This is a genomic window from Bacillus sp. FJAT-18017, from assembly GCF_001278805.1.
Taxonomy (GTDB): Bacteria; Bacillota; Bacilli; order Bacillales; family Cytobacillaceae; genus Bacillus_D.
Window position 1 is genome coordinate 4,070,406 of the sequence record NZ_CP012602.1, and the last position, 13,813, is coordinate 4,084,218.

The following is a 13,813-nucleotide window of genomic DNA, read 5'->3' on the forward strand; positions in this document are numbered from 1 at the left end:
TTGCACTTATTTATAAAACATAAATATTGCGAATTTAGTTTAAATTCTATAAGTTTAATATAAACTATTCTAGCGGGTGAGAGAATGAAAATTGCTTGTGTGCAAATGAATATCCAATTTGGAGATGTTGAACGGAACTATGCCAGTGTTGAGAACTATATAAAAAAAGCAGCTGCAGATAAGGCAGATATCATCGTTTTCCCTGAGATGTGGAATACAGGGTACGCGCTGAACCAACTGGATCAATTAGCCGACGAAAACGGCCAGAGAACTCAGAATTTACTTAGTGAACTTGCTTCGAAATTCAATGTGAACATTGTTGGCGGATCTGTTGCAACCAAACGGGACGGAAGTTTTTATAATACGATGTATGTTGCCAATCGAAGTGGAGAAGTCGTGGCTGATTATGATAAAGCGCATCTTTTTAAACTGATGGATGAACATCATTTTCTGAATGCAGGCCAAAAGATGAATACGTTTGAACTGGATGGCATCATGTGCGGCGGCGTGATTTGCTATGATATCCGTTTCCCGGAATGGATTCTTGCCCATGTCCTGAAAGGTGCAAAAATTATGTTTGTACCAGCTGAATGGCCTGCAACAAGAATTGATCATTGGCAAATCCTGCTCCAGGCGCGCGCCATTGAGAACCAGTGCTTCATCGTGGCTGTCAATCGTGTCGGATCAGATCCCAACAATCAATTTAACGGTCATTCAATGGTCATTGCCCCATGGGGAGAATTGCTCCTCAGCAGACAAACAGAAGAAGGAATCTATACTGTCGATTTGGATTTGAAAGAAGTCGACCGTGTTCGAAACGCAATCCCTGTTTTTCAGGACCGCAGAGCGGATTTATATGCCAACAAATAAAGAATTCATCATTATGAAGTGCTCATTATAAATACCCATATTAAAACATTAAATCACACTTAAGCAAAAAAGCTTGTTGAGAGCGAATGTTCTCAACAAGCTTTTTTATTAGAGGGGCTTTCTCTAATTTGGTAGTTTGCTTTAAATTTGGTTCGCTATTCAGTTTCTAACTCATTTGTAATCTGTTCAAGGAAATCCCAATCTACATCCCCATCTAGTCTGTTCGATAGCTCTTCAAGCAGCTGAAAAGCCTGCTAATCCATGCCACCATCATATCCATATTTAACAAAGTAATGATTTTTAAAATACACATACCAATTATACTTGCTGTATAAAACCTGTTCCTGGGTAAAAGATGAACTGGCTACTATCTCATTATTGTATTCCTTTAAGAATAGAAAATAATGAAGGAACCTTTCTAATTCTTTATTATCAACAGTGATAATAGTAGATAAATCCAATTCAGGTTTCATAGTAAGAAATAAATTTTCAAGTTGTTCTTTCGTAATAATATTCATTTGACCACCTTATTCAGGATAGTATTTTACTGTTATTGGATGCCCTTCACTTTCAACATCGTAACTCCTACATCATGTACCCATATACCTTTCACTTCGATAATACATATAGAAAAATGATTTACACTATCAATTCTAATCTGTTTACATCAAAAATTGAAAAATAAAAATTAAAAGAATATTATTGACAAATAATATTAAGATTTGTAATATTCATATATAACTTAACTGAATATCTATACTTATCAAGAGTGACCGAGGGAAAGGCCCTATGACGTCCGGCAACCTCCTTAAAGGGAAGGTGCTAATTCCTTCAGAATGATTTTCATTCTGGAAGATAAGTCGAATATAGTCTTCGATGCTTCTTTCAGTTTGAAAGAAGCATTTTTTATTTTTGGGGGGTTAATTATAACTGAATGCATTGGCTGAAAAATAAACGGAGAAATTCCCTCTAAATCGGGAAATAGCCATATTTCCCGAAAAATAAGGGGAGCTTTTCCAGTTATTTGATTCAAACCATTAAATTTTGGCCGTATTGGGAGTAGTTAAGGGGAATTTCTCCTCTTATACCAGCTTTATAAGCTGCCTCTATTTACATTAGGGGGAATTTCTCCACTTATAAATTTTCATACCCAGAGTGATTTTTAAAGAAAAATAGAAACAAGGCCGGTCATGAACAGTCATTAGTTTCACCCTAATCACTGATTCACTAAATCCGGTTAATTGGAGAGAAGCTTCCATGATTACTATTCGTAATTTATCAAAAACCTATCAGACCAAAAGCGGACCTGTAAAAGGTGTCGATGATGTGTCCCTTACGATTGAAAAGGGCGAAATCTATGGAATTGTCGGTTATTCCGGGGCTGGAAAAAGCTCACTGCTTCGCTGCATCAATTTATTGGAGCGCCCTACTTCTGGCGAAATCATGGTAAACGGAACAAATTTAACTTCATTAAAAAGTGAACAACTCCGCCGAGCACGTCTAAAAATAGGGATGATATTCCAGCACTTCTACTTAATCAGCCAGAAAACAGTCTATGAGAATATCACTTTTTCCTTAAAAGCAGCCAATACGCCAGCTAAACTCATTCCCTCTCGAGTGGAAGAACTGCTTGAGATGGTCGGTCTTTCAGATAAACGGGATGTGTATCCTGCACAGTTAAGCGGAGGGCAAAAGCAGCGGGTCGGCATTGCAAGGGCATTGGCCAATAATCCGAGTGTCCTGCTCTGCGATGAGGCGACTTCGGCATTGGATCCAACAACAACACGTTCGATTCTCAGTCTATTAAAAAAAATTAATGAAGAACTGAATATCACGATTGTTTTGATTACCCATGAGATGAATGTCGTCAAGGAAATTTGCGACCGAATGGCGATAATGCAAGACGGAAAAATCATCGAGGAAGGCTCTGTATATGATGTCTTCTCCGACCCGCAAACAGATCTCGCCAAAGAATTTATCAGCAGCGTTGTTTCCTACGAGGTTCCTGAAGCAATTTTACAAAAATGTGAAGGAACGATTATAAAGGTAATGTTTAAAGGCGATGTGGCTGGTGAAGGCGTTATTTCCGAAACGCTAAAGACATTTAACGTTAAAGGAAATTTCCTTCATGGATCGATTGAATATATCGGCGGCTCCCCGCTAGGTGTCTTTGTGATGGAACTCAGCGGCCAAAAAGTGGAGATAAACCAGGCGATTCAATTTATTGAAAATCGTACATCACATGTGGAGGTGGTGCGAGATGGGCTTTGATATCCCCCATTTAATTGAGATGATTCCAGATATCAATAAGGCGTTTGTCCAAACCATTTACATGATCGCCATCTCGCTATTTGTAGCAATTGTGATTGGCTTGCCGGTTGGAATTATTTTATTTATTACAGACAAAGGGTTATTTATGGAAAATCGATTCATCCAGAACATACTGGGTTTTTTCGTAAATATGGTCCGATCGATACCATTTATCATCCTGTTAGTCGCCCTTATTCCACTGACAAAGGCAATCGTTGGGACAATCATTGGGCCAACTGCAGCCAGTGTTTCCTTGTCAATAGCAGCTATCCCCTTCTTTGCCCGGATTGTCGAAAATGCACTTCGCGAAATTGATAAAGGTGTAATTGAAGCTGCTATTGCAGCAGGGGGCACTCCATGGATGATTATAAAAGATGTTCTTTTATTGGAAGCAAAGTCAGGAATTATTTCTGGCATTACGCTTACAATCATTAGTTTAATTGGTTTTTCCGCGATGGCCGGAACAGTTGGCGGCGGCGGTATTGGAGATTTAGCAATTCGCTTTGGATATTATCGCTATGACGATACAATCATGATCGCTACTATCATCATCCTGATTGTTTTAGTTCAAGTGGTCCAGCTTCTTGGTGATTTCATCTCCAAAGCAGTTGATAAAAGATAAACAAGGTTTCAACTAAAATACTATAAATGAAAGCAGGTTCACAACATGAAGAAATGGCTAGTTAGTTTTATTTTACTTATTGCAGTGGCAGCTCTTGCTGCTTGCGGTGCAGACAAAGCAAGTGAAGAAAGCGGCAAAGCAGGAGAAACAAAAGAAGTTAAATTTGGTGCAACTGCTGGCCCATACAGCGATATGGTAACAAAGGCAATCAAACCAGCACTGGAGGAAAAAGGTTATAAAGTAGAATTAGTAGAATTCAGTGACTATATTCAACCGAATAATGCCCTTGATAGCGGGGACATTGATGCAAACCTATTCCAACACACGATTTATCTTGAAAACTTTGCAAAAGAAAACAATATGGACCTGACGGCTTTGATTTCAGTACCAACTGCTCCTATGGGCATTTACTCCAATACGTATAAGTCATTGGATGATGTGAAAAACGGTGCTACAGTAGCGATTCCGAATGATCCGACAAATGCTGCCCGCGCCTTCAACACCCTTCAAGATGAAGGATTGATTCAAGTTAGCGAGGATGCCGATCCGCTAAAAGTATCTGAAAAAGATATTACAGAAAACAAGAAAAACCTGAAATTCCAGCCAATTGAAGCAGGCCAGCTCCCTCGTGCGGTTGAAAGTGCAGATTTGTCTGCAGTTCCTGGAAACTTTGCTTTAGCTGCAAAAATGGATTTACTCAGTGCATTAGCATTAGAAAATATGCTCGATCCATACCGTAATATTGTTGCTGTCAAAACAGATAATGCTGATTCCCAACTTTCCAAAGATATTAAAGAAGTAGTTGAATCGGATGAATTTGAAAAAGTGATTGATGAAGAATTCAAGGGATTTGGAAAGCCTGAATGGATGAAAAAATAGTGTAATTAGGCTGACCTTTTATGGGTCAGCTTCATTACTATCCAGAGTATTTTTATTTAATAGGAGGAGAATCAATAATGGAATCAATTTCTGTACACGGAGCTCCGAGTGAATATATTTTACAGGAGGGAATTTTGGACCAGCTTGAAGGAAAACTAGTGGAGCGCGGTTTCAAAAAGGTACTTATTGTCCATGGTGAAAAATCGCGGCAGGCAGCAGCCCCGTTCTGGCCACAACTCACAGAAGTTGAGTATAAACAATATCAGTATCATGGCGAAAACTCCTTATCTGAAATCAATGCCATTTCAACGATTGTAAGCAATGGGCACTTTGATGCCGTTATTGGTGTTGGCGGCGGAAAAGTATTGGACCTGGCAAAATCCGTCTGCCATGTAACCCATACACACGCTGTGCTGATTCCTACCCTTCCATCCAATTGTTCACCTTGGACTCCTGTCAGTGTTGTCTATGATGATAAAGGTACATTTATTCGCTTTGATGTCTACCCTGTCGGCCCAAGTCTTGTCCTGGTAGAACCAAGAATTTTACTTCATGCACCGGTGAATATGTTGATTGCCGGCATTGCTGATACCCTTGCCAAATGGTATGAAGCGGATGTTCAACTGGCAGGCATCACAAACAAATCTCTTCCTCTTGAAATTTGTTATTACACAGCTAAGCGTTGCAAAGATGTATTACTTCAGCATTCCGAAGGAGCCATACAAGCAACAAAAAGCGGTGTTCTCAATGATGACTTTATTAAAGTAACAGAAGCCATCATCATGCTTGCCGGAATGGTGGGTGGATTTGGCGATCATTATGGAAGAGTGGCAGGCGCCCATTCCATTCATAATGGGCTGACCGTTCTTAAGGAAACCCATAACGCCTTACATGGAGAAAAAGTTGCTTATGGCATTCTAGTTCAACTTGTTTTAGAAAATAAGTGGGAAGAAATAAAAGACCTTATCGCCTTTTATCAAAAACTCCAATTGCCTTTGTCATTGTCGGATTTAGGGGTTCAGCATATAAATGAAGAAACCATCTCCGCTGTTGCTGAAAAATCAGTTATCCCGGAAGAATCCATTCATGTCATGCCTGGTGAGATGACTGCAGATGCGGTCGGTAAGGCAATAACAGAACTGGAAGCGTACATACAAACCCAGTATTCATATAATTGAAGGAAGGTTTGGGGGTAACTAAACTATTTTTGTTGATAAATAACAACAAAACAAGGACCTTTGATTGGGTCCTTGTTTTAAATTCTTATTGAAGATAAGCACCCGATTGTTTAATCTAAAATTTCTATTTTTTTAATAATATTTTCAACTTCTTCATCATCCCCTGGATCAATCATAACTTTCTCAGGATTATCAATAATAATTTGGGTGTACTCTTCCATTGTTTGATTCTTTTCTTCTTTTAATTGTTCAGGAGTAGGCCAACGAGTAGGAACGTCATACAAATTAATGCTTCCGTCTCCGTTACTACTATAAAATACATTCCCTCCTGCTAGAAAATCCGTAAACAAATGTACTACATTTTCTGGATACTTAACACTTTTGTCTTCGTATTGACCAACTGATTCTCCTTCTGAAATATGACTAACCTTCAGTGTGTCTATACCTTTATTGTCCACTACTTCCAACCAAACACGAGCATATTCAATTTCCTCTGCCGAATAATTGGATAGTGGATCATTTTCTTCACTACCACTTGAATCCTCAACTGTGTTTTCAACTTGTTCAAAATGATCAGCTGAGGTTGTATCTTTATTATTACTTTTATCTGAATCTTCATCATTATAGTTAGAAGAATTTTCGTTACTTGTTTCTTCATTATTTTTATTTCCTTCATCAGTAGCCCTATCTTTACTATTGCTATCTACATTATTCTGTTCAGATAAATTCCCGCAAGCAGCTATAAACACTGCGATTAAAACTACTGTTAATGAGATAAAGAAATTCTTTTTCTTCATGTTTTTAACTCCCTCTTTAATTTGGCTAAAAAATCACCTTTTTTTCTCATTTCTCTATAAAATAAAGATCTCACTATTAAACTAATCGGCTCCCGATAGCGTAATAATTGCTACTTAAATACTAACGTAATATTTCAAAAATAAAATGTGATTCTTAACATCATAAAAAATGATGACCCTATTAGGATCACCTTATTAAACTATCGCACCCGATAGTTTAAGTGCAGTTCTTCACATAGGAGCGTCATTACAGGAATGCTGCCCCTTTAGTTGGAATTAGAACTGTTCTTTTTTACTCTTGAAATTACAAAATAAGAAACCAGATATAATAGGCATAAAAAGAGGAATACTATTAAAACTGAAAGTAAGAACTTATCTTGATGCCATACTGTTCCACAACATCTTATTCCATAAAAAAAAGGTAAAGGCGGATCAATGTTAACTGCTGCCAGCTCCACAAATCCTATTGGGAAACCTATTACCATAGGGAAACTCTCTTTTAACTCGTCATATGTTTTGATCATTTTACCGTCAAAAAAAGCGGTAGAATAAACAAAAATGCACGAAATTAAAATCATCAATGGTAGAACTACTAACTTCTTTAAAAACATTTTTAAATCACCTCAAAAAAAACCCTATAACATCTCTGTATGATTATTGTGCAAAACTGCCACGTTTGTTCAATAAGGAATTCAGCAAAAAAGGTGCCTAATCCTTCCTAAATCATCGCATCCGTTACTTTAAGTAAATCTTTTGAAATCTAATTCATTTTGAATTTATACTTTTTTAATATTTCGAACCCTTTTCGCTAAAGTCATTGCTATTAACTGAGGAATTAGATTCAATAGACTAACTACTACTATTAGTTGGGAAGAGGAAAATGGTTTAAAGTAACCACCCTCCCACATTTCTGTATCTGACATACCGCCATTAAAATAAAATGAAATCATCATTGATAACATATTTCCGATGATAAATGGAATGAAATTGCAATAATATATCGCAAGGAATGCAAGCAGGGTTGTTACCACAATCATTATCAGATACCCTATCATAGAACGGTTAGCAAAGTCCTGTTTCATCGAAAAGTATACAAATGGAAAACAGTATAAAATAACTAAAAAGATGCATATGCCTATTTTTTTCAAATTGAATCACCCCTATGTTTCATCTGCTCATATTGTGTAAATTTACACCAATTATAACATAAGGGCGATTTGTTTAATACAAATATTTCCGAATTCTAATTCAACTAACCTGCCCCGTTAGCAAAATAAGAAATACAACAAAAAGTGCCTTAATCCTACTTGAATTAAAGCACATTGAGTATTCCGTAATATACTAAATCCTCATACTTACCTTCTTTAATAATGTGTTCCTTTAATATCCCTTCCTGTTTCATTCCTATTTTTTTCATAACCCGTCCTGAAGCAATGTTCGTAGAAAAATATCGTGCAAATACTTTGTGTAATTTTTTTTCTTCAAAAGCAAATTGTAAAATCGCCTTGGTAGCCTCTGTTGCATATCCTCTTCCCCAATACTGCTCGCCAATCCAATAGGCCACTTCTCCTTGATTAAAACGTTTATTATTTGTTAACGCAATTGCTCCGAATACTTTACCAGTTCCTTTGTCGGTTATTGCAAATTCATATGATTTGTCAGCTATAAAATTTTCGTAATGGTGTTCTATCCAATTAGTTGCGTCACTTAAATGATATGGGTAAGGTAAATACAGTGTACTTTTAAAAATATTATAGTTATTACAAAGGGTTGCAACCGTTTCTGCATCAGACTTTTGAAACATTCGAAGAATTAGCCTTTCTGTTTTGATTATTGATTTTTCCTTTATGTATTCCAAACGATCATCCCCTTAATTACTTTTTTCAAGCAATTTTCTTCTCAATATATTCAACAAACGTCCGAGTAATCCTTCTTCCGCTAACCTGCCCCGTTTGTTCAATAAATCCAGTAAAAATGGCCATTAATTCTTACTGGGTAAATGGTCTCGTTAAAAATACAAACTCCGACAAAAAGTCTGTGTTCTATAAAGTTAAAAGTGTTAAACTTAAGTGGAAAAGTAGAAAAGTAAATATCGGTACCAATAGACTTTTTTTAGTCCCCTCCCTATATGGAGGGGAGACTAAGACTATGTCCTTAGACCACATTAAAACTATGTTAGAAACCTTGAAACATTTCGGAAACTGCGAAATCACTTTAACGTTTAATTCAAACCAGGATCCGCCTATTTTGTCTGTATGCTTTCAAGAAAACCATTTCCAAATCACATATTTAAACAATCATAACAATGAAACTTATGATGATAATGATTCTACTAGCTTTAATAAAAAATGCCCTTCACATATGATGTTCAATTTATCCTCTAACTTAGTTAGGGGATTTATTTTCCAACTATTGGTATTTAATCTGTTTAATAACGCTTATGAAAAAATGCGTTAATCCTTGGGGATTAAACGCATTATATGTATATGCAGTAAGTTTAACACAAGCTATTTCCAATATTTAATGCCTATTTTTTAAAGCTTCCCTATCGACGTTTTGTGGAGGTTGTTCAATCCATCCTTTATCAATCATAAACTTTACCCCATCATTTGAATATTGGAGTATTTCGGTCAATAGCCTGGTATAATGAGCTCCTAAATCCACCCTCATACTTCCTGCAATTGATGCCCCGTACGCTGTAACGCTTATCATATTCAGCTGAAGAGTATGGAACATCATTAATTTATCTGAAAAAGGTGTATCGGTTGATTTTGAAATAGTAGAATCCCAAGTACTAGGCAAAGGCATTCCCTCTTCAAGGAATATTTCTCTAAAAATAGTTTCCTGCTTTTCAGCTATTTGTGAACCTCTATCCATAAAGGTTCTGACTTCTGGTAACTGAGCGGTTTGTGCAAAGCCAATGAGGAATGTTCTGCCTATGGAATTAGTCTCCAAGTTTTTACATATATGTGCTATTTCAATTGCAGTTAGGGGACGATGGCGGCCCAATAGTCCAGATAAAAAAGATTCATTCTGTAGATATTCCGTTTTTTCCATTGGGGGCATTGTAGGAGAGCGAATGAATGCACCTTTTTTCAATAACAGATCGGTTGCTTCATTGTAAAGGCATATAAATTTGTTTGAAGCATTGGTAAAAAAATCTCTAACATCAAATCTAGCTAAAAGCTCTAGAAAAGATGCCGACGCAGCAGTACCAAAGGCTGCCATATATTTTATATACCTTAGAGCAAAAAGATCAGAATAAATACGGGAAACTTTTAAGTTAACATCCTCTTCGGTAAAGCCGATAGGAACCGCTTGTTTCTCAAGTTCGAAAATCGCTTTAACGCCGTCAATTACGAAGCCACAAGCATCAAGTGAATTCTGGATGAGCTCATTGTTATCCTTATCTTCATTGACTGTCGCAAAATGCTGAATGACACGGTATGCCATTGTATTTTGCATATACGCATTCCACAAAGCAGCTATCTCAGATGCTGTCAGTGCTGGATTATGATTCATTTTAACTTCACACCTTTGTTTTTTCTTAGTATTAATTAGGTGTGTAATCATTATTCCTATTTGAAGATTTATTCGAATCTTATAAGGTTTCTCTTGTTATTCAACTAAACTGCCCCGTTTGTTCAATAAGGAATTCAACAAAAAAGGAGCCTAATCCTTCCTGGATTAACGCACCCGGTAGTTTAAAAATGGAAGACGCACATAACTTCCGCTTTCGTAATTTCACTTGATTTTAGTAAGCTCGAAAGCGTATCTCTTGAATTTCACGCTAGCGCCGTGGTCAGACGATCACGCGGTAGTGAAGATGAACAACACCGCTTCGGAAGCGGCGCTCACCGAGCAGCTCGAGCCGCCTGCGAAGGTTGTCCGGCAATGCTCGCTTACCTCCACCCAAAACGATCGGATTAACGAGCAGATGACACTCGTCGATAAGTCCCGCTCTCATCGCCTGCCCTGCAAATTCGGGGCCGCCAATCGTAATGTCGGCTTCTGAAGACTCTTTCAGCCTCCGAATCACATCAGGATTGAATTCGCGCTCGATCCTAGTCCTGGCGCTAGAAACCTCCTGAAGCGTCCGGGAATACACGATCTTCTCAGCAGCTCGCCAGATCTGCGCGAATTCCCGAAATGCCTCCGGTTGATCGCCTTTTTTGGCGCTCGCAGTCTCCCAGTACACCATCGACTCGTACATTCGACGCCCGTATATGTAGGTGCCAATCGGCCGCTGGAAGTCAGTCCAGAACGCAAACTCTTCGTCATCGGAGATCGTCCACTCGATATTGCCGCGCTCATCCTCCATGTAACCGTCCAAAGATACGTTAATAGGATAGATCAATTTAGCCATTTCAATAACTCCCTCCAATTTTCAGTTTCCAACGTAACCAAGGTCTCCCTTCTGAAGTTGAACAATGAAACATCCATTTTTATATTAAACACATATCAGAAGTATTCTGCCCCGTTAGCACAATAACAACAAGAGAGTGGACGTGGCGGCATAGTATAACCGTCCCCTTAAGAAAATTAATAGCGATAGTTGTCCGATTGGAGCTCATTATATTGCTTATTGGTGAAAGGTTAATATAAATCATTATTTTTCTGTATTAATTTATCATAAGCAGCTATAAAGCATATTACGCCTAATGTTTTTACAATGGTGTTACCTATAACAGAGTTTTCAACAGTTGTGCCCAGGAGAAGACTTCCCAAAAATAAAAGAAAAAAACCAAACAAGGTCTTCATATATACTCCTTCTTGTTTTATTCCTTGTATAACCTCTATATGGTTCCAATAAATCCTTCTTCCACAAACCTGCCCCGTCTGTTTAATAAAGAATTCAATAAAAAGGGCGGCTAACCCTCCCTGGATCAATGCACCCGTTAGCTTAATAAAAACCCTCTCAAGATTATTTAAAATTACTTGGAATTTTAACGAGAACATAATTACCAGTCCACATTTGAGTGGTGGCAATTAATCTCCTTCCGTCTTTTTCAAAGAACAGACCAGCACCATCTTTTTCTTTAAATTCCCATCCATTTGAACCAATCATTTGTTTTATATTTTCATCAGCAATCGAAATACCTTTGTTCTCACTACTTGTGATATACCAAATAGAATCGCCTTCTACTGCAATTTCTGCTATTTTACTTTCCGATTCTTTTAGTTTATCAATAGCTTCTTTTGCTGATAAATTCTCTATTGGAAGAGATGGATAGTATAATTTATTTACAGATATGAACACAGCTATAATAACTATTGCTATACCTAGTATAAATCCAACCTTTTTCATCTAATTACCCCCTTATTGGTTTCAAATCAAGGTATTTTATAAATCCGTTCTTCAACTAAACTGCACCGTTTGTTTAATAAAGAGTTCAACAAAAAAAGCGTTAATCCTCCTGGATCAACGCACCCGTTAGCTGAATAAGGAAAAAGTCTAATGACTCCAAGTCAGTATCTTGGGCATAATACGGTTTATATACATTAGAGTGGGGGGATAGTATGAGGCTAAGAAATGGAGATTTTTATACAAATGTTTTTACCAATAAGTTATATAGGTTAAATGAAGATAACGATAGCAGCTGGTACTTGAGTTTGCGTGATGAAGAAGGTTATCATGAAACAGAAAAAATATCAGGGCGTGATATGATTAGATTGGTGGAAGGTAGTTATAAAAAAAGCTAATAAAAAAGCTACCCCATTCCTGTCATAGTACCTGTAATCAGATTTTTTAGCGGAAAGTAGATAATACTAGAAACAATTATAAGATTTTCCAAGGAAAAAGTCGCCTTTATGTCGAATATAGGAGATAAAGGGGATGATCCAATGAATAAAGTTGAGTTATTAAAAAAATTACTAAATAGCAGTCGAGGTAATATGTTTTCATTAGAGATTCCTACTACAAAAGAAAATCAAAAAAAGATTCAAGAGTTGATTAGAGTATTAGAAACAGAAAAAAGAATTAAATTAAGAGAATATGTACAGAGAGAATACTCCGTTTATTTACATGGAATAATTAAGTATGCATCTGAATAATCGGATGCTTTTTTATTGGGGTGAATCACCATCGGGATCTTCCAAATATACAGTAAGCCAAGATGCGTCATAACCCACAAAGCCAAAAATCCCTTGGGCATCTATTTTCCTAAATTAACCAGATCCGTTAGTAAAACTAATTCTATATATAAAATACAAATGACCCTTAGTTAAATAAGGAAGATCACATCAATTATAGAGCCTTTATAATAAGTAGGTTTATGTTATATTTACTTTAAGTCTAAACGACTTGGGGAGGAAGTGAATCGATATGAACGATCAACAATCCGAAGAAATGATTAAGCAATTAGGAAGGATTGCGGATGCTTTAGAACGTATTTCACCACCACAGCCAATAGACCCTGTTACAAAAGATTCGCAGAAATAAAAATATAATTCGCTTCTTAAAGCGGCTTTTTTTATCCCTTGGTACGCAATAATGTTGATAATCGATCAAAAAAACAACTCCTATACGAGCTCTTTTTATAGCGGTATCTTCTTCAACTTAAGCACCCAGTTGAATAAAAACAAGTGTATTTCATTGCCCGTTTGTGAATAGCATTTTCCTCATCTCCAAAGTCATTAGTTACTCCAACAACCTTTTATTATTGTTCAACTAACCTGCCCCGTTTGTTTAAGTGCATTATTTCACAAACTTAGCCGTTTATTGAAGCGAAATTCTTTTAATTTATTTCTGTTCGTATTTCACAAGGTATGGAAAAATTAGCGAAATTAGCAAACCATATACAAGTCCCACTGTAACAAAATACGGAATAGTAAATGATTGGTTTTTTGCATATGGAAGTAAAATAAATACTATTGGTAGTGTTATTATTAGTAAACCTAGTAAACTTATTAAAATCCTCGATTCAACACTCACCTTATACTCCGTTCCACAATGGCTGCATTTAATTGGTCTATAACTTAAAAAGAGTGATTTATAAATTTGACTCCACTTCATTTTCTTTTTACATTCACCACATTTTTGTAACCCCATAATTTCCCATTCCCCCTTTGAATAGTAACTTAGATAACCAAATTGTATCATTAATTTCCACATTTTGGTTTAAATTCATTTTAAGTCATTCATATTTGCCTTCGAG

Annotated in this window: 17 protein-coding genes and 1 riboswitch; of the genes, 7 read left to right on the forward strand and 10 right to left on the reverse strand. The window is 36.8% G+C overall.

All coding sequences use genetic code 11. The annotated features are described in order from the left end of the window. Window positions 1-84: 84 nt before the first annotated feature. Window positions 85-870, forward strand: a complete 786-nt coding sequence (locus AM500_RS18830; protein ID WP_053600601.1) for a carbon-nitrogen family hydrolase — start codon at window positions 85-87, stop codon at window positions 868-870. 254 nt (window positions 871-1,124) lie between these two features. Here AM500_RS18830 and AM500_RS18835 read toward each other — a convergent pair whose 3' ends face one another. Next, entirely contained in the window at window positions 1,125-1,388 is a 264-nt protein-coding gene (locus AM500_RS18835) for a hypothetical protein (RefSeq protein WP_053600602.1), read from the reverse strand. Between the two features lie 239 nt (window positions 1,389-1,627). Continuing rightward, a riboswitch (SAM riboswitch) is annotated at window positions 1,628-1,732 on the forward strand. A 395-nt stretch (window positions 1,733-2,127) separates the two neighbouring features. Here AM500_RS18835 and AM500_RS18840 point away from each other — a divergent pair. The 4 genes from AM500_RS18840 (at window position 2,128) to AM500_RS18855 (ending at window position 5,859) form a co-directional block, all read left to right on the forward strand. Further along, window positions 2,128-3,141 carry a methionine ABC transporter ATP-binding protein gene (locus tag AM500_RS18840; RefSeq protein ID WP_053600603.1) on the forward strand — a complete coding sequence of 338 codons (1,014 nt, stop codon included), beginning with the start codon at window positions 2,128-2,130 and terminating at the stop codon, window positions 3,139-3,141. Continuing rightward, window positions 3,131-3,802, forward strand: a complete 672-nt coding sequence (locus AM500_RS18845; RefSeq protein WP_053600604.1) for a methionine ABC transporter permease — start codon at window positions 3,131-3,133, stop codon at window positions 3,800-3,802. The genes AM500_RS18840 and AM500_RS18845 overlap by 11 nt, the downstream gene beginning before the upstream one ends. 45 nt (window positions 3,803-3,847) lie before the next feature. Beyond that, a complete protein-coding gene (locus AM500_RS18850; RefSeq protein ID WP_053600605.1) occupies window positions 3,848-4,681 on the forward strand; it encodes a MetQ/NlpA family ABC transporter substrate-binding protein in 834 nt (277 codons plus the stop codon). Window positions 4,682-4,758: 77 nt separating this feature from the next. After that, window positions 4,759-5,859 (forward strand): iron-containing alcohol dehydrogenase family protein, encoded by a 1,101-nt coding sequence (locus AM500_RS18855; RefSeq protein WP_053600606.1) that lies wholly within the window; start codon window positions 4,759-4,761, stop codon window positions 5,857-5,859. A 110-nt stretch (window positions 5,860-5,969) separates the two neighbouring features. Here the strand turns inward: AM500_RS18855 and AM500_RS18860 are convergent, their stop codons facing one another. The 8 genes from AM500_RS18860 to AM500_RS18900 form a co-directional block, all read right to left on the reverse strand. Next, window positions 5,970-6,656: a hypothetical protein gene (locus AM500_RS18860; protein WP_053600607.1), complete on the reverse strand. Its 687-nt coding sequence runs from the start codon at window positions 6,654-6,656 to the stop codon at window positions 5,970-5,972. A gap of 266 nt (window positions 6,657-6,922) precedes the next feature. Beyond that, on the reverse strand, window positions 6,923-7,267 hold the full coding sequence (locus AM500_RS18865) for a hypothetical protein (RefSeq protein WP_053600608.1): 345 nt from the start codon (window positions 7,265-7,267) through the stop codon (window positions 6,923-6,925). A 165-nt stretch (window positions 7,268-7,432) separates the two neighbouring features. Continuing rightward, on the reverse strand, window positions 7,433-7,693 hold the full coding sequence (locus tag AM500_RS18870; RefSeq protein WP_231688038.1) for a hypothetical protein: 261 nt from the start codon (window positions 7,691-7,693) through the stop codon (window positions 7,433-7,435). Window positions 7,694-7,968: 275 nt separating this feature from the next. Further along, entirely contained in the window at window positions 7,969-8,514 is a 546-nt protein-coding gene (locus tag AM500_RS18875; protein WP_231688039.1) for a GNAT family N-acetyltransferase, read from the reverse strand. 662 nt (window positions 8,515-9,176) lie between these two features. Next, the gene (locus AM500_RS18885; protein ID WP_053600611.1) at window positions 9,177-10,178 is read right to left on the reverse strand and encodes a DUF3231 family protein; all 1,002 of its coding nucleotides are present in this window, start codon (window positions 10,176-10,178) and stop codon (window positions 9,177-9,179) included. Window positions 10,179-10,458: 280 nt separating this feature from the next. Further along, window positions 10,459-11,022 (reverse strand): dihydrofolate reductase family protein, encoded by a 564-nt coding sequence (locus AM500_RS18890; protein ID WP_053600612.1) that lies wholly within the window; start codon window positions 11,020-11,022, stop codon window positions 10,459-10,461. 230 nt (window positions 11,023-11,252) lie between these two features. Next, window positions 11,253-11,645, reverse strand: coding sequence for a hypothetical protein (locus tag AM500_RS18895; RefSeq protein WP_197282717.1), 393 nt, complete (start codon window positions 11,643-11,645; stop codon window positions 11,253-11,255). Next, window positions 11,581-11,964, reverse strand: coding sequence for a hypothetical protein (locus AM500_RS18900; RefSeq protein WP_053600614.1), 384 nt, complete (start codon window positions 11,962-11,964; stop codon window positions 11,581-11,583). Before AM500_RS18900 ends, AM500_RS18895 begins: the two co-directional genes overlap by 65 nt. 212 nt (window positions 11,965-12,176) lie before the next feature. Between AM500_RS18900 and AM500_RS18905 the strand changes: the two genes are divergently transcribed. Together AM500_RS18905 and AM500_RS18910 are read left to right on the forward strand one after the other, a co-directional pair. Next, window positions 12,177-12,359, forward strand: coding sequence for a hypothetical protein (locus AM500_RS18905; protein WP_043932599.1), 183 nt, complete (start codon window positions 12,177-12,179; stop codon window positions 12,357-12,359). Between the two features lie 141 nt (window positions 12,360-12,500). Beyond that, a complete protein-coding gene (locus AM500_RS18910; protein ID WP_053600615.1) occupies window positions 12,501-12,710 on the forward strand; it encodes a hypothetical protein in 210 nt (69 codons plus the stop codon). A 688-nt stretch (window positions 12,711-13,398) separates the two neighbouring features. Here the strand turns inward: AM500_RS18910 and AM500_RS26445 are convergent. After that, on the reverse strand, window positions 13,399-13,770 hold the full coding sequence (locus AM500_RS26445) for a TIGR04104 family putative zinc finger protein (RefSeq protein ID WP_082347295.1): 372 nt from the start codon (window positions 13,768-13,770) through the stop codon (window positions 13,399-13,401). Between the last annotated feature and the right edge of the window lie 43 nt (window positions 13,771-13,813).

Coding starts and splice junctions, on each gene's coding strand:
- AM500_RS18885 (WP_053600611.1), bottom strand. CDS start 10,178: ATGAATCATAATCCAGCACTGACAGCATCTGAGATAGCTGCTTTGTGG.
- AM500_RS18900 (WP_053600614.1), bottom strand. CDS start 11,964: ATGAAAAAGGTTGGATTTATACTAGGTATAGCAATAGTTATTATAGCT.
- AM500_RS18905 (WP_043932599.1), top strand. CDS start 12,177: ATGAGGCTAAGAAATGGAGATTTTTATACAAATGTTTTTACCAATAAG.
- AM500_RS18840 (WP_053600603.1), top strand. CDS start 2,128: ATGATTACTATTCGTAATTTATCAAAAACCTATCAGACCAAAAGCGGA.
- AM500_RS18850 (WP_053600605.1), top strand. CDS start 3,848: ATGAAGAAATGGCTAGTTAGTTTTATTTTACTTATTGCAGTGGCAGCT.
- AM500_RS18910 (WP_053600615.1), top strand. CDS start 12,501: ATGAATAAAGTTGAGTTATTAAAAAAATTACTAAATAGCAGTCGAGGT.
- AM500_RS18835 (WP_053600602.1), bottom strand. CDS start 1,388: ATGAATATTATTACGAAAGAACAACTTGAAAATTTATTTCTTACTATG.
- AM500_RS18830 (WP_053600601.1), top strand. CDS start 85: ATGAAAATTGCTTGTGTGCAAATGAATATCCAATTTGGAGATGTTGAA.
- AM500_RS18865 (WP_053600608.1), bottom strand. CDS start 7,267: ATGTTTTTAAAGAAGTTAGTAGTTCTACCATTGATGATTTTAATTTCG.
- AM500_RS26445 (WP_082347295.1), bottom strand. CDS start 13,770: ATGTGGAAATTAATGATACAATTTGGTTATCTAAGTTACTATTCAAAG.
- AM500_RS18890 (WP_053600612.1), bottom strand. CDS start 11,022: ATGGCTAAATTGATCTATCCTATTAACGTATCTTTGGACGGTTACATG.
- AM500_RS18855 (WP_053600606.1), top strand. CDS start 4,759: ATGGAATCAATTTCTGTACACGGAGCTCCGAGTGAATATATTTTACAG.
- AM500_RS18860 (WP_053600607.1), bottom strand. CDS start 6,656: ATGAAGAAAAAGAATTTCTTTATCTCATTAACAGTAGTTTTAATCGCA.
- AM500_RS18845 (WP_053600604.1), top strand. CDS start 3,131: ATGGGCTTTGATATCCCCCATTTAATTGAGATGATTCCAGATATCAAT.
- AM500_RS18870 (WP_231688038.1), bottom strand. CDS start 7,693: ATGATTGTGGTAACAACCCTGCTTGCATTCCTTGCGATATATTATTGC.